The sequence below is a fragment of the Pseudomonas ogarae genome, from assembly GCF_014268695.2.
In the GTDB taxonomy this organism is placed as follows: domain Bacteria; phylum Pseudomonadota; class Gammaproteobacteria; order Pseudomonadales; family Pseudomonadaceae; genus Aquipseudomonas; species Aquipseudomonas kilonensis.
Genome location: NZ_CP077086.1, coordinates 4,072,212 through 4,094,535 on the forward strand (window position 1 = coordinate 4,072,212; position 22,324 = coordinate 4,094,535).

Sequence of the window (22,324 nt, forward strand, 5' to 3'; positions counted from 1 at the left end):
AAATGCAAAGGCCCGCCGATCGGGCCCGACAACACCCGCAGCCCAATACGACAAGAACCATCAAAAAAGGTTACGGCTCGATGTGGCGACGATTGACCTTGGCCATTGGCAAGGGAATCAGCTTGCCCATCGGCTCGCGTCGCGCCTGACGAACCGGGCGCAGTCCGACCGCGATCTTGCGCGCCACCAGCAGGTAGAAACCGCCGCCGGACAGCTGCCAGTCACCGGCCTTGCGCTCCCAGCCGGCCAGGCGCGCCTGCCACTTGGGCGACGCAAGCGGCGGACGATAGCACCCGAAGCGGCGTTTCTCCAGCGCAAAGCCCAGCAGGTTGAGCCAGTCACCGACCCTGGACGCCGAGATGCAGCGGGCCTGGCGCAAGGCGTCGTGGGCAAACACATGACGCAACCCCCAAGTGCTCCAGGGGTTGATGCCGATGATCAACAGATGCCCGCCGGGGCGCACGCTGCTGGCGGCTTCACGCAACAAGCCGTGGGGCGACAGGCAGAAATCCAGGCCGTGCTGCATGACCACCACATCGGCGGCATGTTCGCTCAACGGCCAGGCTTGCTCCTCGCAGACGATTTCCACGCCGGGCAACGGCGCCCCCAGGCGTACGTTGCGCTGGACTTGCGGTGCCGACGGCGGGGTTTGCGCCGAGGGCCCGTAGTGCACCAGGTAGCCGCCGAAGAAACGGCCCAACTCGTCTTCGAGCATGCGCCGTTCTTCATCCAGCAAAAATTGCCCGACAGGGCCGGACAGCCATTCACGGGCGGCGCTGATCAACGCCAGCCAGTCAGGATCAGCCTGAGCGAACGCTTCATCGGTCATTGCATTCTCCAACGCGTCAGGAAGTTCTAAGATGCGCCTTTGTTTTCCGCTTGGCGAATTCCGCGATGATACAGATCAGTGCCCTGCCCGCATTCACCGATAACTACATCTGGTTGTTACAGGATCACTCTACCCAGCGCTGCGCCGTGGTCGACCCGGGTGACGCCGCACCGGTGCAGGCCTGGCTCGAGGCCCATCCGGGCTGGGTCCTGAGCGACATCTTGATCACCCACCATCACCATGATCATGTCGGCGGCGTCCAGGCGCTGAAGAATGCGACGAACGCCACCGTTTACGGCCCGGCCAGCGAAAACATTCCGGCGCGGGACCAGGCCCTGCATGACAACGACCAGGTCAGCGTGCTCGGCTGGGACTTCGATGTCTACGCCGTGCCAGGCCATACGCTGGGGCACATCGCCTACTACCACCATGGCCTGCTGTTTTGTGGCGACACCCTGTTCGCCGCCGGTTGCGGCCGACTCTTCGAAGGCACGCCTGCGCAAATGCACCACTCGCTCAGTCGCCTCGCCGCCCTGCCTGAAGATACGCTGGTCTACTGCACCCATGAATATACCCTCAGCAACCTGAAGTTCGCTGCCGCCGTGGAGCCAGGCAATCCGGACGTCGCCGCCCGCCTGGAAAAAGTCAGCCGGCAACGCAGCGAAGGCATCATGACGCTGCCCTCGACCCTGGCCCTGGAAAAACTCACCAATCCGTTCCTGCGTACGACTGAAACATCCGTTAAACAAAAAGCAGACGAACGGAACGGCCAGCGAAACCAGACGCCGAGTGAGGTTTTTGCGGCCTTGAGGGCTTGGAAAGATACGTTCTAAGGCAGCTATCGATTGATACAAAAATTCTGAAAGGTTGACCTGTTGGGGTGCGCTTCCTAGAATCGGCCGACATTTTTGCCCGGAACTTACTTCCAGCCAATGTCGTCATCTATACGCAGGTCCGTCCAGTCAGACACATTGACCCGCTTGGCTCAAGCCATCGCGGTGGCTGTGTCCGCCACCTTGGCGGGCTGCCAGAGCACGAGCCAGCTGCCGCAGACCGACGCGGCGCACACGCCGAATATCGCCGCTCGCGCCAAACAGAAGCCGGTATGGCTCGCTGAGAAACCCAGCCCCCAAGTACCCCAGGACGTCTGGGAGCGTATGCGCCAGGGTTTCCAGCTGCAGGAAACGGCCGGTGTCAACCCACGCATCGAGCAACAGCGCCTGTGGTTCGCCAGCAATCCCTCCTTCCTGGAAAACGCCGGTGAGCGCGGCAGCCTGTACATCCATTACATCGTCGAACGCCTCGAAGAGCGCAACATGCCGCTGGAGCTGGCGCTGCTGCCGGTGATCGAGAGTGCCTACAACCCCATGGCCTATTCCCGGGCCAACGCCGTGGGCCTGTGGCAATTCATCCCGTCCACGGGGCGTTACTTCAACCTGCGCCAGACCCGCTTCTATGACGGGCGTCGCGATATCACCGCCTCCACCACGGCCGCCATGGACTACCTGACGCGGCTGCACGACATGTTCAACGGCGACTGGTTGCTGGCACTGGCGGCCTACAACGCCGGCGAAGGCACGGTCAGCCGCGCCATCGAGCGCAACGAGAAGCTTGGCCTGCCCACCGACTACTGGAACCTGCCGCTGCCCAGCGAGACCCAGGCCTATGTGCCGAAGCTGCTGGCGCTGTCCCAGGTGGTGCTCTCGCCCGATGCCTATGGCGTGAACCTCAACCCGATCGCCAACGAACCCTATTTCCAGGTCGTCGAGATCAACCAGCGCATGGACCTGTCCAAGGTCGCGGCGGTGGCCAACATCGATGAAGACGAGCTGTTCCAGCTCAACCCGGCCTTCAAGCAGCGCACCACCATCGACGGCCCCCAGCACCTGCTGGTGCCAACGTCCAAGGCCCAGTTGCTGACCGCCAGCCTGTCGACCATGCGCCCGGAAGAGCTGATCAGCCAGCGCTCGCTCAAGCCGGTCTTTGAATCGGCCGACGACAGTGACGTGGCAGGCGCAAGGCGCACCTACCGCGTCAAGCGCGGCGACAACCTGGCCCAGATCGCCAAGGCCAACAACGTCCAGACCAAGGACCTGCAACGCTGGAACAAACTCAGCGGCAGCAAGCTCAAGGTCGGCCAGACCCTGGTGATGCAGGACGCCAAGGCGAGCAAAACCACCGGCAAGCGCATCAGCACCGTGGTGGCCGCCAATACCAAGGACCAGAAGAAACAGACCCAGTACAAGGTCAAGCAGGGTGATTCGTTGTACGTCGTCGCCAAGCGCTTCAACGTGGAAATGCAGCACCTCAAGCGCTGGAACCCGCGGATGGGCAAGGCACTCAAGCCTGGGCAGATGCTGACGGTCTACTCCCCCCACTAAGCCCATTAATGGCTGAAGGGCTTTTTGTGGCGAGGGAGCTTGCTCCCGCTGGGCTGCGAAGCGGCCCCAAAAGCAACGACTCAATCCACCTGTCACACCGAGGTGGCAGGTTCAGGGTTGCCTCGCACCCCAGCGGGAGCAAGCTCCCTCGCCACAAAAGCATTCTCGCTCCGGTTTCGAGTAATCTGAGACGCTTTGGCCCACCGCCTTTTTCCTGCCGATACAAGCTGTTACTGTACAGGCCATAAAGCCCAAGCCGCCTGGATCGGATCTCATACTTGATACGTCCCCTCCTCCTGCTCCTGATCAGCCTGGCCTTGAGCTCTCCCGCCAGCGCAGCCATCAGCGAAAGCCATGGCTATGCGCAGTTCGGCACGCTCAAGTATCCGGCCAGATTCACCCACTTCGACTGGGTCAACCCGCAAGCGCCCAAGGGCGGAGTCTTGCGGGTCATGGCATTCGGCACCTTCGATACGCTCAACCCCTACACGTTCAAGGGCAGCAGCCCGGTTTCCACGCCCAACTTCCTGCAGTACGGTATCAATGAGCTGAACGAACCATTGATGGTCGGCACTGGCCAGTACGCCCCCTCCGGTGACGAACCGACGTCGAGCTATGGCCTGATCGCCCAGTCGGTGGAATACAGCGAAGACCGCAGCTGGGTGGTTTTCAACCTGCGCCCCGAAGCGCGGTTTCACGATGGCGTGCCCATCACCGCCTATGACGTGGCGTTCTCCTACAGGACGCTGCTCAAGGAAGGACACCCGCAGTACCGCACCAACCTGCAGGAAGTGCTGCGGGTCGACATTCTCAACCCGCTGAAAATCCGCTTTGTCTTCAAGCGTGCGGGCAATCCGCTGCTGATCCTGCGCCTGGGTGAACTGCCAGTGTTGCCCCAGCACTACTGGAAAAACCGCGATTTCAAGGCGACGACCTTCGAACCGCCCCTGGGCAGCGGGCCGTATCGCATCACCAAAGTGCAACCAGGCCGCCAACTGGTGTTCGAGCGGGTCAAGAACTACTGGGGCAAGGACCTGCCGGTCAATCGCGGCAAGTACAACTACGACCGCATGGACGTGGAGTTCTACCGTGACAGCGAAGTCGCCTTCGAAGCCTTCAAGGCTGGCGAGTTCGATATCTACATCGAACACCAGGCCAAGAACTGGGCCAACGGCTATCAATTCCCGGCGGTCAACCGGGGCGATGTCATCAAGGCGCAAATCCCCCACCAGATCCCGCCCCAGACCCAAGGCCTGTTCATGAACACCCGGCGCAGCACGTTTGCCGAGGTCAAGGTACGTGAAGCCCTGGGGCTGATGTTCGATTTCGAGTGGACCAACCGCACCCTGTTCAGCGGCGCCTACAAGCGCACCCTCAGTTACTACCCCAACAGCGAATTCTCCGCCACCGGCCTGCCGGTGGGCCATGAATGGCTGTTGCTCAAGCCGTATCGGGAACAATTGCCGCCCACACTGCTCACCGAACCCTTCAGCTTGCCCAAGACCGACGGGCGCGGCATCCCCCGGGAAACCTTGCGCAAGGCCCTGGGCCTCTTGAAGGAGGCCGGCTGGAGCCTTAACGGCCAGCGCCTGCTCAATACCGACAGCCAGCCCCTGAGTTTCGAAATCCTGCTGGTGAACCCGAACCTTGAGCGCATCCTGCAGCCCTACGTCGAAAACCTCGCCAGCATCGGCATCCAGGCCCGGTTGCGCACAGTGGATCGCGCCCAGTACAAACAGCGCCTGGACCAGTTCGATTTCGACATGATCCTGCTGACCTTGGGCCAGACCCTCAGCCCGGGCCTTGAGCAATGGCAGTACTTCCACTCCAGCCAGGTCGGGGTCAAGGGCAGCAAGAACTACGCGGGGATCGCCAACCCGGTGGTCGACCACCTGCTGGAAAAATTGCTCGCCGCCCAGACCCGCGACGAACAGGTCGCCGCCGGCAAAGCCCTGGATCGCGTGCTGTTGTGGCAGCATTACTGCATTCCCAACTGGTATCTCAATTATCATCGCCTGGCGTACCGCAACCGGTTCGCCTTCGTCACCACGCCGCCCTACACCCTGGGCCTGAGCGCATGGTGGCTGAAATCTTCGGAGAAAGATCAATGAAGCCTCTACGTGCCCTGCTCCTGCAGGCCAGCAGCCTGTTATTCGCCGGGTTGGCCTGCGCCGCGCCACAGCACGCCTTGACCTTGTACAACGAGCCGCCCAAATACCCGGCGAACTTCAAGCATTTCGACTACGTCAACCCGGATGCGCCCAAGGGCGGCATCTTCCGCCAGGGCGGCTTTGGGGGTTTCGACAGCCTCAACCCATTCATCAGCAAAGGCGTGCCGGCCGATGACATCGGCCTGATCTACGACACCCTGGCCAAGCAGGGCCTGGACGAACCTTTCACCGAATATGGCCTGATCGCCGAAAAAATCGAGAAAGCCCCGGACAATGCCTGGGTGCGCTTCTACCTGCGCCCCGAAGCCCGTTTCAACGACGGCCACCCGGTACGGGCAGAAGACGTGGTCTTCAGCTTCCAGACCCTGACCAGGGACGGCGCGCCGATGTTTCGCGGCTATTACAACGATGTTGCCGACGTCATTGCCGAAGACCCGCTCAAGGTCCTGTTCAAGTTCAAGCACACCAACAATCGCGAACTGCCGTTGATCCTCGGCCAACTGCCGGTATTGCCGAAGCACTGGTGGGCCGAGCGCGACTTCAGCAAGGGCAACCTGGAAATCCCCCTGGGCAGCGGCCCCTACAAGGTCGCCGAAGTGAAGGCCGGTCGCTCGATCCGCTATGAGCGGGTGAAGGACTATTGGGGCAAGGACCTGCCGGTCAATCGCGGCTTCTACAATTTCGACGTACTGGTCACCGACTACTACCGCGACAACACCGTCGCGGTCGAAGCGCTCAAGGCCGGTCAATTCGATTTCTGGTTGGAAATGACCGCCAAGAACTGGGCCAATGCCTACAACATCCCGGCCGTGACCGAGGGCCGGCTGATCAAGGAACAGATCCCCAACGGCAACCCCACCGGTATGCAGGGTTTTATCTACAACCTGCGCCGGCCGATCTTCCAGGATATCCGGGTACGCAAGGCATTGAGCCTGCTCCTGGATTTCGAGTGGACCAACAAACAACTGTTCAACGGCGCCTACGCTCGCACCCGCAGCTACTTCGAGAATTCGGAAATGGCCGCCACCGGCCTGCCCGGCGAAGACGAACTGAAGATTCTCGAGCCCCTGCGCGGCAAGATTCCCGAGCAAGTCTTCACCGACGCGTTCCAGCCTTCCATGTGCGACGGCAGCGGCATGATCCGCGACCAGCAGCGCAAGGCCTACCAATTGCTGCAGGAAGCCGGCTGGCGCATCGTCGACGACAAGATGGTCGATGCCCAGGGCAAACCGGTGGTGCTGGAGTTCCTGCTGGCCCAGACCGAGTTCGAACGGATACTGCTGCCGTTCAAGCGCAACCTGAGCGACCTGGGCATCGAACTGATCATCCGCCGGGTCGACGTCTCCCAGTTCGTCAACCGCGTACGCTCCCGAGACTTCGACCTGGTGGTGGGCAGCTTCCCGCAATCCAGCTCGCCGGGTAACGAACAGCGCGAGTTCTGGATGTCGGCCGCCGCCGACAAGCCCGGCAGCCGCAACACCATGGGCCTGAAGGATCCGGCCGTGGACCAACTGGTGGAACAACTGATCAACGCCGATTCGCGCAAGAGCCTGGTGGCCCACGCCCGAGCACTGGACCGGGTTTTGCAGTGGGGCTACTACGTGATTCCCAACTGGCACATCAAGACCTGGCGCGTGGCCTACTGGAATCACATCGGCCATCCGAAAATCACCCCAACCTATGACATCGGCACCACCACCTGGTGGGTCAAGCCGGAGGTCAAGCCGGCCGATGAAGTAGAAAAGCAGGTCATCGAGCAGCAAATCGCCGCCCCTGCGAGCGTGGAGTAACAAGATGCTGGCTTATATTTTTCGGCGACTGCTGCTGATCATCCCGACCCTGTTCGGCATTCTGCTGATCAACTTCGTCATCATCCAGGCCGCGCCCGGCGGGCCGGTGGAACAAATGATCGCCAAGCTCGAGGGCTTCGAAGGCGCCACCAGCCGCATTGCCGGCGGCGGTGCCGAAGTGGCGGTGGCCGGCTCCTCGTACCGCGGTGCCCAGGGCCTGGACCCGGCGCTGGTCAAGGAAATCGAGCACATGTACGGCTTCGACAAGTCGGCCCCCGAACGCCTGTGGATCATGATCAAGAACTACGCCCACCTGGACTTCGGCGACAGTTTTTTCCGCGATGCCAAGGTCATCGACCTGATCAAGGAGAAAATGCCGGTGTCCATCTCCCTCGGGCTGTGGAGCACGCTGATCATGTACCTGGTGTCGATCCCGCTGGGGATCGCCAAGGCCACGCGCCACGGTAGCCATTTCGACGTCTGGACCAGTTCGGCAATCATCATCGGCTACGCGATCCCGTCGTTCCTGTTCGCCATCCTGCTGATCGTGGTGTTTGCCGGCGGCAGTTATTTCGACTGGTTCCCGTTGCGCGGGCTGACCTCCAACAACTTCGACGAATTGAGCATGGGCGGCAAGATCCTCGATTACTTCTGGCACCTGGCCTTGCCCGTGACCGCCCTGGTGATCGGCAACTTCGCGACCATGACCCTGCTGACCAAGAACAGCTTCCTCGACGAAATCAACAAGCAATACGTGGTCACCGCCAAGGCCAAGGGCCTGACTCGCCAGCGGGTGCTCTACGGCCACGTATTCCGCAACGCCATGCTGCTGGTGATCGCCGGCTTCCCTTCGGCCTTCATCGGAATCTTCTTTACCGGCTCCCTGCTGGTGGAAGTGATCTTCTCCCTCGACGGCCTGGGCCTGATGAGTTTCGAAGCGGCCATCAACCGCGACTATCCGGTGGTGTTCGGCACCCTGTTCATCTTCACCTTGCTGGGGCTGGTGGTGAAACTGATCGGCGACTTGACCTACACCTTTGTCGATCCGCGCATCGACTTCGAAAGCCGGGAGCATTGAGATGAACCTGTCCCCTCTCAATCGCCGCCGCTTCGAACTGTTCAAGGCCAACAAGCGTGGCTGGTGGTCGCTGTGGCTGTTCCTGATCCTGTTCGGACTGAGCCTGGGCGCCGAGTTGATCGCCAACGACAAGCCGCTGGTGGTGCATTACGACGACGGCTGGTACTTCCCGGCGCTCAAGCGCTACCCGGAAACCACGTTCGGCGGCGAGTTCCCGCTGGAAGCCAACTACAAGAGCCCCTACATCCGCGAACTGCTGGCGGCCAAGGACGCCTGGGTGCTGTGGGCACCGATTCCGTTCAGCTACCAGAGCATCAACTACGACCTGAAGGTCCCGGCCCCGGCCCCGCCCTCTTCCGTGAACTGGCTGGGCACTGACGACCAGGGTCGCGATGTCCTGGCCCGGGTCATCTATGGCTTCCGCATCTCGGTACTGTTTGCCCTGACGCTGACCGTGCTCAGCTCGATCATCGGCGTGATCGCCGGGGCCCTGCAGGGCTTTTATGGCGGTTGGGTGGACCTGGCCGGCCAACGCTTCCTGGAAATCTGGTCCGGGTTGCCGGTGCTGTACCTGCTGATCATCCTGGCCAGTTTCGTGCAGCCCAACTTCTGGTGGCTGCTGGGCATCATGTTGCTGTTTTCCTGGATGAGCCTGGTGGACGTGGTCCGTGCCGAGTTCCTGCGCGGGCGTAACCTGGAATACGTGCGCGCCGCCCGGGCCCTGGGCATGCAGAACGGCGCGATCATGTTCCGCCACATCCTGCCCAACGCCATGGTCTCGACCATGACGTTCATGCCGTTCATCCTCACCGGCGCCATCGGCACTCTCACCGCCCTGGATTTCCTCGGCTTTGGCCTGCCGCCGGGTGCGCCGTCCCTGGGCGAGCTGGTGGCCCAGGGCAAATCCAACCTCCAGGCGCCGTGGCTGGGCATCAGCGCGTTCGCCGTGCTGGCCCTGATGTTGAGCCTGTTGGTGTTCATCGGCGAGTCCGCTCGCGATGCCTTCGATCCGAGGAAGTGATATGAACCAGGATAATCTGATCGAAGTGCGCGACCTGGCGGTGGAGTTCATTGTCGGCGAGCGCCGCCAGCGCGTGGTCGAGGGGGTCAGCTTCGATATCAAGCGCGGCGAAACCCTAGCCCTGGTGGGTGAAAGCGGCTCGGGCAAATCGGTCACCGCCCACTCGATCCTGCGGTTGCTGCCCTACCCGCTGGCCCATCACCCCACCGGCACTATCCAGTACGCCGGCCAGAATTTGCTGGGCCTGAAGGAAAAAACCATCCGGCATATCCGTGGCAATCGGATCGCGATGATCTTCCAGGAGCCGATGACCTCCCTCAACCCGCTGCACTCCATTGAAAAACAGATCAATGAAGTGCTCGGCATTCACAAGGGCCTGAGCGGCAAGGTCGCGACCCGCCGGACCCTTGAGTTGCTGGAACTGGTTGGCATCCCCGAGCCCCACAAGCGCCTCAAGGCCCTGCCCCACGAGTTGTCGGGCGGCCAGCGTCAGCGGGTGATGATCGCCATGGCCCTGGCCAATGAGCCGGAACTGCTGATCGCCGACGAGCCGACCACTGCCCTGGACGTCACCGTCCAGCTGAAAATCCTCCAATTGCTCAAGGAACTGCAGGCGCGATTGGGCATGTCGCTGCTGCTGATCAGCCACGATTTGAACCTTGTGCGAAGAATTGCGCATCGCGTATGTGTCATGCAGCGCGGTTGCATCGTCGAACAGGCATCGTGCGAAGAGTTGTTCCGCGCACCGCAGCATCCGTACACTCGGGAACTGCTGGGCGCCGAGCCCAGCGGCACCCCGGCGAACAACGTTGTCGGCCCGCCGCTGTTGCAGGTCGAGGACCTGAAAGTCTGGTTCCCGATCAAGAAAGGCCTGTTCAAACGCACGGTAGACTACATCAAGGCCGTGGACGGTATCCGCTTCAGCCTGCCCCAGGGTCAGACCTTGGGCATCGTCGGCGAAAGCGGTTCCGGCAAATCCACCCTGGGGCTGGCAATCCTGCGGTTGATCGGCAGCCAGGGCGGGATCCGTTTCGAAGGCAAGCAGCTGGACAGCCTGACGCAGCAACAAGTCCGGCCGCTGCGCCGGGAGATGCAAGTGGTGTTTCAGGACCCGTTCGGTAGCCTGAGCCCACGGATGTGTGTGAGCCAGATCGTCGGCGAAGGCCTGCGGATCCACAAGATCGGCACCGAAGCCGAACAGGAACAAGCGATAATCGCGGCATTGAAGGAGGTAGGCCTGGACCCGGAAACCCGGAACCGCTACCCCCATGAATTTTCCGGAGGGCAACGGCAGCGTATCGCCATTGCCCGGGCCCTGGTGCTCAAGCCGGCGTTGATTCTGCTGGATGAACCGACGTCGGCCCTGGACCGTACCGTGCAACGCCAAGTGGTGGAGCTGTTGCGGTCATTGCAAACCAAGTACAACCTGACGTACCTGTTTATCAGCCATGACCTGGCTGTCGTCAAAGCGCTGAGCCACCAGTTGATGGTGGTCAAGCATGGCCAAGTGGTCGAACAAGGTGATGCCCGCAGCATATTCGCCGCGCCGCAGCACCCCTATACACAGCAGTTGCTGGAGGCCGCCTTCCTGGCCCCAACAACTGCCGAATAACCTGAAAGAGGAGCAACACATGGGTTTTCTCGCCGGTAAGCGCGTACTGATCGTCGGTGTCGCCAGCAAGCTGTCCATCGCATCCGGCATCGCCGCCGCCATGCATCGCGAGGGCGCTGAGCTTGCCTTCACTTATCAGAACGACAAACTCAAGGGTCGTGTCGAAGAGTTCGCACAGGGCTGGGGTTCGAGCCCTGAGCTGTGCTTCCCGTGCGACGTGGCCAGCGATGAAGAAATCGCCAAGGTCTTCGAACAACTGAGCAAGAAGTGGGATGGCCTGGACTGCATCGTGCACTCCGTGGGTTTCGCCCCGGGCGACCAACTGGATGGCGACTTCACCGAAGCCACCACCCGTGAAGGTTTCCGCATTGCCCACGACATCAGCGCCTACAGCTTCGTGGCCCTGGCCAAGGCCGGTCGCGAAATGATGAAAGGCCGCAACGGCAGCCTGCTGACCCTGTCGTACCTGGGCGCCGAGCGCACCATGCCGAACTACAACGTCATGGGCATGGCCAAGGCCTCCCTGGAAGCCGGTGTACGCTACCTGGCCGGCTCCCTGGGCCCGGACGGCACTCGCGTCAACTGCGTATCGGCAGGTCCCATCCGCACCCTCGCCGCTTCCGGTATCAAGAACTTCCGCAAGATGCTGGCCGCCAACGAAGCGCAAACCCCGCTGCGTCGCAACGTCACCATCGAAGAAGTCGGCAACGCTGGCGCCTTCCTGTGCTCGGACCTGGCATCGGGCATCAGCGGTGAAATCATGTACGTGGACGGCGGCTTCAATACCACCGCCATGGGCAACATCGAAGAGTAATCTTCACCCGCGCCACGCGTAAAAAACGCCGCTCGCCCTGGAAAGGGCAAGCGGCGTTTTTTTATGCTCTCACTACAAATCCGCTTGTGGGAGCGAGCCTGCTCGCGATTGCGGTGGGTCAGCTGGCATTGATATTGAACGTACCGACGCCTTCGCGAGCAAGCTCGCTCCCACATTGGATTAGGGGGTAGGCTTGTGCTAGCTGCGCAACGCCTGTTTCTGTGTGTACATCGCCGCATCGGCGTCAGCCAGCAGGTTGTCGATCGACTGATGGCGCTGGGCGTCGTACTCGATCTGGCCGACACTGAAACGAATGTCATAGCCACGCTGCAACATCGCATTGCGCTCATCGAGGATTTCCATGAGCCGCACCATGATCGCCGCTGTCTCGACATGGGAAGAACCGGTGAGCAGCGCCACGAATTCATCACCGCCCAGGCGCCCGATCACGTCACTTTCGCGAAAGGCGATACGCAGCACATCGGCGAAGGTTTTCAGCGCGCTGTCACCCTCGGCATGCCCATAACGGTCGTTGATCGGCTTGAAGTCGTTGAGGTCAAAGAACAGCAACGTCGCCGGCCGCGACAAGCGATCACACACATTCAAGGCATGCTGGGCCAACGTCCTGAAGCCACGCCGATTGGATAACAACGTCAGCTCGTCCATGCTCGCCATCTGCACCGCGACCATTTCCTGCTCGGCCATGCGCGCCAGGTCGCGCAGCAGCTCGCGCTCTTCGTCATTGAGCTTGCGCGGCCGGGTGTCGAGCAGGCACAACGTGCCGAGCTTGCTGCCGTCCTCCAACCCCAGCGGATGCCCGGCGTAGAAGCGAATGCCAGGCTTGTCCGTGACCAGGGGGTTGTCGTGGAAGCGCTCGTCCTGTTCCGCGTCGCAGATCTCCAGGATCTGGTCCTGCAAAATCGCATGCCCACAGAAGGAAATCTCCCGCGGAGTTTCGCTGGCGTCCAGGCCGGCGCTGGACTTGAACCATTGCCGGTTGGCGTCTACCAGGGACACCAACGCGATGGGCACGTCAAACAGACGTCGGGCAAGGCGGGTCAGGCGGTCAAACCGCTCTTCGGGTGCGGTATCCAGCAGCTTGAGCGAGTGCAGATTCTTGAGGCGAGCGGCTTCGTCGTCCGGTTTGCGTGGCACAAGCATCGGGAACTCCATTGGCAGGACTTCACGAAGTCTAGTCCAGGACCCCTGCCATTCAAACCGAACGGCTAAATCCAATGGGCATTTACCGGCCAGGGCTAATACACTGCCACTCAAGGTTCAAGACGAGGACGCTGACCGATGAAGCACGCCCCCCATGACGACGCCCCACGCTTCTGGCGCGACGCGGCCCTGCCCTTCATCGAAGCCCGGGCCATCGGCGATGGGCGCAAGGTCTGCTACTCGCGCCATTCCCATGACCACTTTTCCATCGGCGCGATCACCGCCGGGCGCAGCACCTACCTTCACGAACGCTCGAACTTCCAGGTGGAGAGCGGCACGGTGGTGCTGATGAACCCCGGCGACGTCCATGCGTGCAACCCCATCAACGATCAGCCGTGGTCCTACGTGATGTTGTACGTCGACACCCTGTGGCTCAGGGACCTGCAGCGCCGTATCGGCTTTGACGAAAACCTGGATTTCCAGGGCTTCGCCACCACGCACAGCCGCGACGCGGAACTGTTTGCCGCGTTGGGACGGCTGTATGAGCAATTGGTGGACGAGCAACTGAACACCGCCCACAAGCACGCCGCCGCCGAGGCGTTTTTCATTGACCTGCAACAACGGCTCAACCCTGCCGGACGTCCAGACCGGGGCAGCCATCCAGGGCTGATGCGTGCAGCACAATTCATCCACGACCATTGCAGCGAAGCCTTGAAGCTCGAAGACATCTGCATCGCCGCGCAACTGTCGCCGTCCTACCTGAGCCGAGCCTTCAAGCGCCATTACGGGATGACGCCCCACGCCTTCCTGGTCAACCGCCGGATCCAGTTTGCCCGGCACCAATTACGCGAAGGCAAGCTGATCGCCGACGTGGCGCTGGACAGCGGCTTTGCCGACCAGGCGCATTTCCAGCGCGCCTTCAAGCAACACCTGGCGGCTACGCCCGGGCAATATCGCGGTTGATACTGTCCCACCACCTTGTTTGGACCAAAAACAGTGGACCTCTGTGGCGAGGGAGCTTGCTCCCGCTGGGCTACGCAGTAGCCCTCGATTCTGGGCGACTGCTGCGCAGTCGAGCGGGAGCAAGCTCCCTCGCCACAACAGCACTCGTCTCAAAAGCCCGGATTGCCGCCACTTCTGCTCAAGGCAACAACAGATACACCGCACTGGCCACCAACAACACCGCCATCGCCCGATTGAACAGGCGCATGGTCGCCGGATTACCCAGCCAGGTGCGCAGAAAACTCCCGGCATAGGCCCAGCAACCCACCGAGACGTAGCAGATCACCAGGTAGATCGCCGCAAACTGCCACACCAGCCGCGCCTCGCCATCGGCCACGAATGCCCCCATCCCAGCCACGCAGGCCAGCCACGCCTTGGGATTGAGCCATTGCATCAGCGCGCCATAGAACATCGAAGGCGCCCGCCCCTCGTCTTCGCCGCCCAGGTGCCCATTATCCATCGCCAGTTTCCAGGCCATGAACAACAGGAACGCCACGCCGCCCAATTGCACCACTCGTGTGAGACCAGGCCAGCGCTGCAACACTTCATGCAAGCCCAGCCCCATCAGCACCAGTAACAGGACAAACCCGAGGGTGGCCCCGGCGACATGGCGCAGGGTGGCACGAAACCCGTACCGGGCCCCGGAGCTGAGGGCGACGATATTGACCGGGCCGGGTGTAATGGAAGCCACCAAAGCAAAAGTGGCCATGGAAAGTATCAAGCTCATCACTTATCTTCTTCATTCTAGGAAAGAGCCCCCAAGGTAGTGGGCCCGGCTCTGGTGGTATTGAAGAAAACTGCCTTGTCGACGAGCGCGACCGCTCATTTTTTTACGCAAACTTTACGCGCGGGTCGATTCACCAAATCGATACTGTGCGGCTCATTGAATCAGGCGTTATTCATGTCCATTGCGGTTTTGCGTCTCATCGGTTTCATCCTCGGCATTTTCCTGATTACCCTGGCGATCAGCATGGCGATTCCGCTATTCACGCTGATGGTCTACGAGCGCAACGATGACTTGTCGGCGTTTCTCTGGTCGAGCCTGATTACCTTCGTCTGTGGTATCGCGCTGGTCGCCCGTGGACGACCGGAACATGTCCAGATGCGCCCCAGGGAAATGTACTTGCTGACAACCGCCAGCTGGGTGTTCGTGTGTGCCTTCGCCGCTCTGCCGATGGTGTTTATCCAACACATCAGTTACACCGACGCTTTTTTTGAAACGATGTCCGGCATCACGACCACAGGCTCGACCATTCTGACCGGGCTGGACACAGCGTCTCCCGGCCTGCTGATCTGGCGTTCGATGTTGCATTGGCTCGGTGGGATCGGCTTCATCGGCATGGCCGTGGCGATCCTGCCGCTGCTGCGGGTCGGCGGCATGCGGCTGTTCCAGACCGAATCATCGGATTGGTCGGAGAAAGTCACACCGCGCTCCCATGTCGCGGCGAACTACATCCTGTGGATCTATATCGGATTGACCGCCCTCGCCACCCTGGCCTTGTGGTTGGCCGGCATGACGCCCTTCGAGGCGATCAACCATGCAATGTCGTTGATTTCCACCGGGGGCTTCTCAACCTCCGATGCGTCCCTAGCGCACTGGCCTCAACCGGCTATTCATTGGGTATCAGTCGTTGTCATGATGGCCGGATCGCTACCCTTTACGCTGTATGTAGCGACACTGCGGGGAAACAGGCGCGCGTTGCTCAAGGATCAACAAGTTCGGGGGTTCATCGGATTTCTGGTCATTACCTGGCTCGTGGTGGGTACCTGGCTGAGCCTGAACAGCGACCATGAGTGGTGGGACGCGGTCCGCATCGTGGCCGTCAACGTTACCTCTGTCGTCACAACCACCGGCGTGGCGTTGGGTGACTACACGTTGTGGGGCAGTTTCGCCCTATTGCTGTTCTTTTACTTGACGTTCGTTGGCGGCTGTTCGGGATCCACGGCCGGCGGGTTGAAAATCTTTCGCTTTCAAGTCGCCGGGGCGCTGCTCATGGGCAGCCTGAAACAACTGATCCACCCCAGGGCGGTGATCCGAAAAAAATACAACAACCACCCCATCGACGAAGAGATCGTCCGCTCGCTGCTGACGTTTTCGTTTTTCTTCACCATCACCATCGGCGCTATCGCCCTGGGGCTGGCGCTGATCGGCCTGGACTGGACAACAGCCTTGACCGGCGCGGCCACCGCCGTGTGCAACGTCGGTCCCGGACTGGGTACGATCATCGGGCCGGCGGGCAACTTCTCGACGCTGCCGGATTCGGCCAAATGGCTGCTGACCATTGGCATGCTGCTGGGGCGACTGGAAATCCTGACGGTACTGGTGTTGTTCACGCCGGTGTTCTGGAAGTATTGACGACTTCGGGCAAGGCGAAACAGACAAACAAAAAGCCGCGACGCCCTGAACAGGCGTCGCGGCTTTTTTTCAAGCGATCAGCGGTCGTTCTTGATCGAAGAGCTGGTCGCGTTGGTCAGGCCCTTGGTGTTGTGGGTACCTGGGGTAGCGGTGGATATCGCCGACGCCTTGGTCAGGCCGCGTGTATCACGGTCCTTGGCGATGGTCGAAGTCAGCGAGGACTTGCTGGTGCGATCGGTGCGGGTAGTGCCAGTGTGCTTGCCGCTCAGGCCATGATCGCGGGTGCGGGTGCCGACATGGTCGCTGGCCAGTCCTTTGCCAAGGCCGCTGGAGTCACTGGACTTTCCATTGCCCTGCCCTCCGCCGATGCCACCACCGTGGCCGCCGCCGTTTCCTCCACCGTGACCGCCACCCCCACCATTGCCACCACCACCGCCGCCGCCATTGCCTGCGGCATAGCTCGAACCGATAGGCGACAGGTCGGCAGGCAGCAAGGCCGAGGCACCAAGGGCCAAGGCACAGACAGCAACGGCAATGAGGGATTTCTTATGTTTGGACATGATGTCTCCGAAAGACAAAAACAACGGTTGAACCTTTAAGACTCAAAGGTTCCACTTTTGTTCGTGAGCATCCGACCAAGTGCCCGGAGAATTCCCTGTCGATTTTTCGGTGGAGTCGTTCCGAGCACGGTTCTATGCTCAGCCCCATGAACCTACACGACTCGCTGCTCCCGCCCCATGCCGAGATGGTCCGCGCCATGCTCGAACGAGACACCGCCTACGAGGGGGTGTTCTTCACTGCGGTCAAGACCACCGGCATTTTCTGCCGCCCCAGTTGTACCGCGCGCAAGCCGAAGCCGGAGAACGTGGAGTTCTTCGCCCATGCCGACGAAGCCATGTCGGCCGGCTACCGGGCTTGTCTGCGCTGCAAGCCGCTGGACGCCGCCGCCATCGCACCCGACTGGATCCAGGCCCTGCTCAAAACCGTGGACGCCGAACCCGACCTGCGCTGGACCGACGCCCTTCTGCTGGAGCAAGGCATCGAACCGCTGAAATTGCGCCGCTGGTTCAAGCAACATTTCGGCATGACCTTTCACGCCTACCTGCGTACCCGCCGCCTGGGCATTGCCCTGGGCGGCATCAAGGATGGCACGTCCATCGATAATGCCGCGTTCGATTCCGGCTATGAATCGTTGAGCGGGTTTCGTGAGGCCTTCGTGAAATCCTTCCACATCACCCCGGGTCGCGCTGCCCTCAGCGAACCCTTGCTGTTCACCCGCCTGACTACGCCATTGGGGCCGATGCTGGCCATGGCCGAGCGACGGGGCCTGGTGCTGCTGGAGTTCCTCGACCGCCCGGCCCTGACCAAGGAGCTGGAAGAGCTGCAGCAACGCTACGGCTACACCATTGCGCCGGGCCACAACGCTCATTTGCAGCAGATCGAAACCGAACTGGCCGAGTATTTCGCCGGCAAGCTCACGGCCTTCAACGTCCCGTTGCACATGCCTGGCAGCGCCTTCGCCGTGCGGGTCTGGGCTGAACTGCAAAAGATCCCCTACGGCGAAACCCGCAGCTATGGCGGCGTCGCCACAGCCCTCGGCAGCCCTGGCGCCAGCCGCGCCGTGGGCTTGGCCAACGGGCAGAATCGCCTGGCCATCGTCATTCCCTGCCACCGGGTGATCGGCGCGGATGGCTCGTTGACCGGCTATGGTGGCGGCCAACCGCGCAAGGCATTTCTGCTGCGGCTGGAAAAAGCCGCCGTGCAGGTTTCGCTGCCCCTGGCGTTTTGAACGCACCGGAGAACGAACACCTGATGCCTGTGCCCTACCACGACGCCAGCGCCTTGCTGGCAAGCCTCGATGAAGACTGGCGACGTCACGTCGAGACGATCGGCCCTTGCCTGCTGCAGCCCAAGCCGGCCCGCGATCCCTATGAAGCCTTGGTGCGGGCGATTGCCTACCAGCAACTGCACGCCAAGGCAGGCGATGCGATTCTGGGTCGGCTGCTGGCGTTGTTCACGCCGGGCTCGTTTCCCAGGCCTGAGCAGATACTGGCAACGGACGTTGCGCAACTGCGCAGCTGCGGATTTTCCGCCAGCAAGATCGCGACGATCCAGGGCATCGCCCAGGCGACGCTGGACGCCATCGTGCCGGATTACACCACAGCGCGGGCGATGGAGGACGAAGCGTTGATCGAGCGCCTGATCAGCTTGCGTGGCGTCGGACGCTGGACCGTGGAGATGCTGCTGATCTACAGCCTGGAGCGACCAGACATCCTGCCAGCCGATGACTTCGGCGTACGTGAAGGCTATCGACGGCTCAAGGGGTTGGAGCAACAGCCTGGCCGCAGGCAGATGGTGGAAATCGGCCTGGCCTGGAGCCCTTACCGGACGGTGGCGGCGTGGTATTTGTGGCGGGTGCCCGGCCGCTAGACCGTGTCATCGTTCATCGCGAGCAAGCTCGCTCCCACAGTTGATCTTCAGTGTCCACAAATTGTATCTACACAGAAAATCTCCTGTGGGAGCGAGCTTGCTCGCGAAGGCGGTCGCATGGTCACCTTCAATTCAACTGTCAAGACACAAACTGTCTAGGCTGTACTGAGTCATTTCCAATCCCACTGGAGGTTCCCCATGCAATTAGAAGGATCCTGCCACTGCGGCGCGGTGTCGTTCACCCTCGACAGTGCCCACCCCTATCCTTACCAGCGCTGCTACTGCTCGATCTGTCGCAAGACCCAGGGCGGTGGCGGCTTTGCGATCAACCTGGGGGGCGATGCCCGAAGCCTGAAAGTGCGCGGTCGCAAGCACATCTCGATCTACCATGCGCGGCTCAAGGACGAAGACGATAAACGCGCCCGCCGCAGCAGTGCCGAACGGCACTTCTGTGCCCTGTGCGGTTCAGGGCTATGGCTGTTCAGCCCCGAATGGCCGGAACTGGTTCACCCGTTTGCCTCGGCCATCGACACACCGCTGCCGGTGCCGCCGGAGCACACCCACCTGATGCTCGGTTCCAAGGCGCCGTGGGTGGAAGTCGGGGCGCATTCGGGCGACCAGCAGTTCGAGATTTATCCCAAGGAATCCATTGCCCAGTGGCATGAACGCCTGGGTTTGAGTCGTTAGGTCGCTTCACACTCTTTGACAATTTCCCGACAAAACTGTCAAAGATTGCCCGCCGGCAACTGCCTAGCATGGGCGCATCCAACTTCCATCCGGGTGCTCCCATGTTCCGTTCGCTGTGTCTGTCGTTGACTTCATGTGGCCTGCTTCTGCTCTGCGACTCATCGCAAGCCGAAGACTGGCGTTACAGCTTGCGGGCCGGCGCCGCCAGCATGCCCCGCTACAGTGGCAGTGACGAACGCGTCGTGGCGCCACTGTTGGGCGCGAAGATCGTCAGCCCCTATGGCGTTTTTCTCGATACCGACAAGGGCGTGGGCTGGGCGTTTGACGAAGAGGACTTCGGTTTGCGCGTGTACATTGGTGCCAGCGATGTGCGCAAGGATCGCAAGCGCGGGTTCAAAGGCTCGGATGAACTCAACGGCATGGGCTCGATCAAGTCCAGGCCGGTGCTGGGGCTGGATGGGACCTATCAAATGGGGCCTATCGTCCTTGAGGCCAGCTTCGAACATGCGCTGGAAGAAGATGACGACAACCGTGATACCGGCTCCGCCTGGAACCGGCTGAAACTGAGCATCAGCATGCCGCTTTACGAGGGAAGCCATGGCAAGCTCATGGGCAGCCTCAACAGTCAGTTTGGCGACGGCGCCTATGTCCGTACCTGGTATGGCGTCAGCGCCGCCCAGGCTTCGCGCAGTCAGTTCCGGGCCCACGACACCCATGGCGGGCTGGTGAGTCGCGGAGCGGATTTGACCTGGTCATTACCGCTCGACGAACAGTGGAGCGTATCGACGGTGCTGGCCGTGCAGTACCTGGCCGGCGACGCAGCCCGCAGTCCGATTGTGGATCGGCGGATGCAAGCGTCGCTGGTCGGACAGGTGGTTTATGCCTTCTGAAGAAAAAGCTCCCTCACGAATGCGCCCGATCTAATCAAGGTGCGCCCAGGTCAGGCGAAACGATGCTCCGCCCCAGGGCGAGTCCGTCACTTCCACGTGGCCGCGATGAGATTGCGACACCCGTCGCACCAGCGCCAGGCCCAGGCCAAAACCCCCGGTGCGACGGTCGCGGCTGGCGTCCAGGCGCGCGAACGGCTCGAAGATCTTCTCCCGACCGTCCAGCGGCACACCCGGCCCGTCGTCGTTGACCCGCACTTCATAATGATCACCCGCACGCGTCAATGACACCTGCACTCGCTCATCAGCGTAGCGAATGGCATTGCGCAGCAAATTGATCACCGCACGAGCCATGAAGCGTGGCTCGATACGAACCACCTCGACCGGACACTCGCAAATCAATAGCTGTACCCCGGCGGCCTCCGCCTCCAACGCCACACTGCCCACCACGCTGTCGAGCCAATCGCGCGCCTGGATGTCCTCACGGACAATCACCGTGGCGCCCTGCTCAAGGCTGGCATAAGTCAGCAGCTCGGAGACCATTTCTTCCAGCTCGCCGAGATTGGAGTACATGTCGTCAATCAACTCGCGGTTCTGACTCGGATCGGGCTGCTGCTTGAGTTGATCCAGTTCAAACGACAAGCGTGCAATGGGCGTGCGCAGCTCATGGGACACCGCATTGGTGAGCTCGCGTTGATTGGCGATCAGGCCCTCGATGCGCGCCGCCATCAAGTTGAAATGCTCGGCCAGGTCGCGAATGTTCGAACGCTTGGACAGCTGAATACGCACCGACAGATCGTTGCCGCCAAAGCGCTCGGCCGCCAGGCGCAGTTTCTCCAGGTCGCGCCAGTGAGGTCGCACCCAGAAAAACAGCACGAAACCGATCATGATCGCGATCATCAGGTAGGCCACGGCGATATAGAACGTCATCAGGCTCGGCTCTGCCGGCAGCTTGATGCTCAGCAACTGCGAACCATCGTCAATGCGCGAGATGAACTGTGTGTACTGCTCACGCATTACCACACGCCCTTGGGCCAACTCGGCTTGCTCCTGAGGGGTCAGGGCCACCTGATCGCGCTCGACCAAGGCCAGGCCCAAGCCGTAGTGAGGCCGCACGGTTTCCAATTGTCGCTCCCGGGCCGAACCGTCCAGGCCGCGCAGTTGCTCGACCAATGACCAGGCCTGACCACGAACCGCCTCTTGGTTGTAATGCTGCATCTCACCGTCAAGAAGCGCATCGAAGGTGCGATCAACCGTTTGCAACGCCAGCACCAAGCCAATCGTCATGACCAGGAACAACCCCAGGAATAACCGCAGCATCTACAGCTCCCACCCAAACGGATTGAACAGGTAACCCTTGCCCCAGACAGTTTTGATCCGCATCGGCTCCCGGGGATTGTCGTTGAGCTTGGCCCGCAGCTTGCTGACATAGACATCGACGCCACGGTTGAGACCATCGAAGGCAATGCCACGCATGCGGTTGAGAATGTCATCGCGCGACAGGATCTTGCCTGCCGCGCTTGCCAGCAGCCACAACAGCTCGAACTCCATGGTGGTCAGCTCGACCAAGTCACCGGCCAGGCGCACCTCCCGACTGCTGCGGTCGATGGATAATCGTCCGAACTCAAGGGCACCGCGCACGGTGGTATCTGGCAATTGCCGACGTTGCAGCGCCCGCAGGCGGGCCAGGAGTACCGCAGGCTTGATGGGCTTGATCACATAGTCGTCGGCACCGGATTCCAGGCCGAGGATATGGTCGACGTCATCTTCCTTGGCCGTCAGGATCACGATCGGAGTATCGGCGACGTTGCGGATCCCACGGCACACCTGCAACCCACTCTGCCCCGGCAGCATCAAGTCGAGCACCACCACTTTGGGCTCGAATGCCAGAAACGCCGCCAGCGCCAGGTCGCCTCGGTGCTCGATACGCACCTCGAAGCCATGTTGAGAGAGGAAGTGCGCGATCAGCCCGGCGAGCCTTTCGTCATCCTCCACCAGCAACACTTTGCCCGAACCCAGGTTATCCATAACAACCGCCTGCCAACCCATAATTGAAGTGGCCGCATTATGGCGCCAACCGACCACGGGACGGGTAATGCAGACAG

General features: G+C 61.3%; 20 protein-coding genes. 14 read left to right on the forward strand and 6 right to left on the reverse strand.

Annotation, left to right across the window (positions count from 1 at the left end; translation table 11 throughout):
* Positions 1 to 70 precede the first annotated feature (70 nt).
* Complete coding sequence (locus HU749_RS17660) at positions 71 to 829, reverse strand: class I SAM-dependent methyltransferase (protein ID WP_046062777.1); 759 nt, start codon at positions 827 to 829, stop codon at positions 71 to 73.
* Positions 830 to 894: 65 nt separating this feature from the next.
* Between HU749_RS17660 and gloB the strand changes: the two genes are divergently transcribed.
* The 8 genes from gloB (at position 895) to fabI (ending at position 11,696) form a co-directional block, all read left to right on the forward strand.
* Positions 895 to 1,662: a hydroxyacylglutathione hydrolase gene (gloB, locus tag HU749_RS17665; RefSeq protein WP_079305641.1), complete on the forward strand. Its 768-nt coding sequence runs from the start codon at positions 895 to 897 to the stop codon at positions 1,660 to 1,662.
* Between the two features lie 99 nt (positions 1,663 to 1,761).
* Positions 1,762 to 3,210 (forward strand): transglycosylase SLT domain-containing protein, encoded by a 1,449-nt coding sequence (locus HU749_RS17670; RefSeq protein ID WP_079305639.1) that lies wholly within the window; start codon positions 1,762 to 1,764, stop codon positions 3,208 to 3,210.
* A 278-nt stretch (positions 3,211 to 3,488) separates the two neighbouring features.
* Positions 3,489 to 5,321, forward strand: coding sequence for an extracellular solute-binding protein (locus tag HU749_RS17675; RefSeq protein WP_189664679.1), 1,833 nt, complete (start codon positions 3,489 to 3,491; stop codon positions 5,319 to 5,321).
* On the forward strand, positions 5,318 to 7,171 hold the full coding sequence (locus HU749_RS17680; RefSeq protein WP_079305635.1) for an extracellular solute-binding protein: 1,854 nt from the start codon (positions 5,318 to 5,320) through the stop codon (positions 7,169 to 7,171). Before HU749_RS17675 ends, HU749_RS17680 begins: the two co-directional genes overlap by 4 nt.
* A gap of 4 nt (positions 7,172 to 7,175) precedes the next feature.
* Positions 7,176 to 8,249 (forward strand): microcin C ABC transporter permease YejB, encoded by a 1,074-nt coding sequence (locus HU749_RS17685; protein WP_079305633.1) that lies wholly within the window; start codon positions 7,176 to 7,178, stop codon positions 8,247 to 8,249.
* A 1-nt stretch (position 8,250) separates the two neighbouring features.
* Positions 8,251 to 9,270 (forward strand): ABC transporter permease, encoded by a 1,020-nt coding sequence (locus tag HU749_RS17690; protein WP_046062782.1) that lies wholly within the window; start codon positions 8,251 to 8,253, stop codon positions 9,268 to 9,270.
* A 1-nt stretch (position 9,271) separates the two neighbouring features.
* Positions 9,272 to 10,882 carry an ABC transporter ATP-binding protein gene (locus HU749_RS17695; RefSeq protein ID WP_014339033.1) on the forward strand — a complete coding sequence of 537 codons (1,611 nt, stop codon included), beginning with the start codon at positions 9,272 to 9,274 and terminating at the stop codon, positions 10,880 to 10,882.
* Between the two features lie 19 nt (positions 10,883 to 10,901).
* Positions 10,902 to 11,696, forward strand: a complete 795-nt coding sequence (fabI, locus tag HU749_RS17700; protein ID WP_014339032.1) for an enoyl-ACP reductase FabI — start codon at positions 10,902 to 10,904, stop codon at positions 11,694 to 11,696.
* A gap of 198 nt (positions 11,697 to 11,894) precedes the next feature.
* On the opposite strand, the gene HU749_RS17705 is transcribed toward fabI, so the two are convergent.
* Complete coding sequence (locus tag HU749_RS17705) at positions 11,895 to 12,857, reverse strand: GGDEF domain-containing protein (RefSeq protein WP_079305631.1); 963 nt, start codon at positions 12,855 to 12,857, stop codon at positions 11,895 to 11,897.
* Positions 12,858 to 12,995: 138 nt separating this feature from the next.
* Between HU749_RS17705 and HU749_RS17710 the strand changes: the two genes are divergently transcribed.
* Positions 12,996 to 13,820, forward strand: coding sequence for a helix-turn-helix transcriptional regulator (locus HU749_RS17710; RefSeq protein ID WP_079305629.1), 825 nt, complete (start codon positions 12,996 to 12,998; stop codon positions 13,818 to 13,820).
* 178 nt (positions 13,821 to 13,998) lie between these two features.
* Here HU749_RS17710 and HU749_RS17715 read toward each other — a convergent pair whose 3' ends face one another.
* The gene (locus tag HU749_RS17715) at positions 13,999 to 14,586 is read right to left on the reverse strand and encodes a LysE family translocator (RefSeq protein WP_046063966.1); all 588 of its coding nucleotides are present in this window, start codon (positions 14,584 to 14,586) and stop codon (positions 13,999 to 14,001) included.
* A 174-nt stretch (positions 14,587 to 14,760) separates the two neighbouring features.
* Here HU749_RS17715 and HU749_RS17720 point away from each other — a divergent pair, with 174 nt between their 5' ends.
* On the forward strand, positions 14,761 to 16,215 hold the full coding sequence (locus HU749_RS17720; RefSeq protein ID WP_046063967.1) for a TrkH family potassium uptake protein: 1,455 nt from the start codon (positions 14,761 to 14,763) through the stop codon (positions 16,213 to 16,215).
* 77 nt (positions 16,216 to 16,292) lie between these two features.
* Here the strand turns inward: HU749_RS17720 and HU749_RS17725 are convergent, their stop codons facing one another.
* On the reverse strand, positions 16,293 to 16,775 hold the full coding sequence (locus HU749_RS17725) for a hypothetical protein (protein WP_046063968.1): 483 nt from the start codon (positions 16,773 to 16,775) through the stop codon (positions 16,293 to 16,295).
* A gap of 146 nt (positions 16,776 to 16,921) precedes the next feature.
* Between HU749_RS17725 and HU749_RS17730 the strand changes: the two genes are divergently transcribed.
* The 4 genes from HU749_RS17730 (at position 16,922) to HU749_RS17745 (ending at position 20,222) form a co-directional block, all read left to right on the forward strand.
* A complete protein-coding gene (locus HU749_RS17730; RefSeq protein ID WP_079305627.1) occupies positions 16,922 to 18,004 on the forward strand; it encodes a bifunctional transcriptional activator/DNA repair enzyme AdaA in 1,083 nt (360 codons plus the stop codon).
* Between the two features lie 23 nt (positions 18,005 to 18,027).
* Positions 18,028 to 18,645, forward strand: coding sequence for a DNA-3-methyladenine glycosylase family protein (locus tag HU749_RS17735; RefSeq protein ID WP_186650816.1), 618 nt, complete (start codon positions 18,028 to 18,030; stop codon positions 18,643 to 18,645).
* A gap of 198 nt (positions 18,646 to 18,843) precedes the next feature.
* Positions 18,844 to 19,332, forward strand: a complete 489-nt coding sequence (locus HU749_RS17740; RefSeq protein WP_186650814.1) for a GFA family protein — start codon at positions 18,844 to 18,846, stop codon at positions 19,330 to 19,332.
* A gap of 101 nt (positions 19,333 to 19,433) precedes the next feature.
* Positions 19,434 to 20,222, forward strand: coding sequence for a MipA/OmpV family protein (locus tag HU749_RS17745; protein WP_186650812.1), 789 nt, complete (start codon positions 19,434 to 19,436; stop codon positions 20,220 to 20,222).
* A gap of 30 nt (positions 20,223 to 20,252) precedes the next feature.
* Here HU749_RS17745 and HU749_RS17750 read toward each other — a convergent pair whose 3' ends face one another.
* Positions 20,253 to 21,539, reverse strand: a complete 1,287-nt coding sequence (locus tag HU749_RS17750; RefSeq protein WP_186650810.1) for an ATP-binding protein — start codon at positions 21,537 to 21,539, stop codon at positions 20,253 to 20,255.
* The gene (locus HU749_RS17755) at positions 21,540 to 22,247 is read right to left on the reverse strand and encodes a winged helix-turn-helix domain-containing protein (RefSeq protein WP_046063972.1); all 708 of its coding nucleotides are present in this window, start codon (positions 22,245 to 22,247) and stop codon (positions 21,540 to 21,542) included.
* Positions 22,248 to 22,324: the final 77 nt, after the last annotated feature.

Coding starts and splice junctions, on each gene's coding strand:
- HU749_RS17660 (WP_046062777.1), bottom strand. CDS start 829: ATGACCGATGAAGCGTTCGCTCAGGCTGATCCTGACTGGCTGGCGTTG.
- gloB (WP_079305641.1), top strand. CDS start 895: ATGATACAGATCAGTGCCCTGCCCGCATTCACCGATAACTACATCTGG.
- HU749_RS17670 (WP_079305639.1), top strand. CDS start 1,762: ATGTCGTCATCTATACGCAGGTCCGTCCAGTCAGACACATTGACCCGC.
- HU749_RS17680 (WP_079305635.1), top strand. CDS start 5,318: ATGAAGCCTCTACGTGCCCTGCTCCTGCAGGCCAGCAGCCTGTTATTC.
- HU749_RS17685 (WP_079305633.1), top strand. CDS start 7,176: ATGCTGGCTTATATTTTTCGGCGACTGCTGCTGATCATCCCGACCCTG.
- HU749_RS17690 (WP_046062782.1), top strand. CDS start 8,251: ATGAACCTGTCCCCTCTCAATCGCCGCCGCTTCGAACTGTTCAAGGCC.
- HU749_RS17695 (WP_014339033.1), top strand. CDS start 9,272: ATGAACCAGGATAATCTGATCGAAGTGCGCGACCTGGCGGTGGAGTTC.
- fabI (WP_014339032.1), top strand. CDS start 10,902: ATGGGTTTTCTCGCCGGTAAGCGCGTACTGATCGTCGGTGTCGCCAGC.
- HU749_RS17705 (WP_079305631.1), bottom strand. CDS start 12,857: ATGCTTGTGCCACGCAAACCGGACGACGAAGCCGCTCGCCTCAAGAAT.
- HU749_RS17710 (WP_079305629.1), top strand. CDS start 12,996: ATGAAGCACGCCCCCCATGACGACGCCCCACGCTTCTGGCGCGACGCG.
- HU749_RS17715 (WP_046063966.1), bottom strand. CDS start 14,586: ATGAGCTTGATACTTTCCATGGCCACTTTTGCTTTGGTGGCTTCCATT.
- HU749_RS17720 (WP_046063967.1), top strand. CDS start 14,761: ATGTCCATTGCGGTTTTGCGTCTCATCGGTTTCATCCTCGGCATTTTC.
- HU749_RS17725 (WP_046063968.1), bottom strand. CDS start 16,775: ATGTCCAAACATAAGAAATCCCTCATTGCCGTTGCTGTCTGTGCCTTG.
- HU749_RS17730 (WP_079305627.1), top strand. CDS start 16,922: ATGAACCTACACGACTCGCTGCTCCCGCCCCATGCCGAGATGGTCCGC.
- HU749_RS17735 (WP_186650816.1), top strand. CDS start 18,028: ATGCCTGTGCCCTACCACGACGCCAGCGCCTTGCTGGCAAGCCTCGAT.
- HU749_RS17740 (WP_186650814.1), top strand. CDS start 18,844: ATGCAATTAGAAGGATCCTGCCACTGCGGCGCGGTGTCGTTCACCCTC.
- HU749_RS17745 (WP_186650812.1), top strand. CDS start 19,434: ATGTTCCGTTCGCTGTGTCTGTCGTTGACTTCATGTGGCCTGCTTCTG.
- HU749_RS17750 (WP_186650810.1), bottom strand. CDS start 21,539: ATGCTGCGGTTATTCCTGGGGTTGTTCCTGGTCATGACGATTGGCTTG.
- HU749_RS17755 (WP_046063972.1), bottom strand. CDS start 22,247: ATGGATAACCTGGGTTCGGGCAAAGTGTTGCTGGTGGAGGATGACGAA.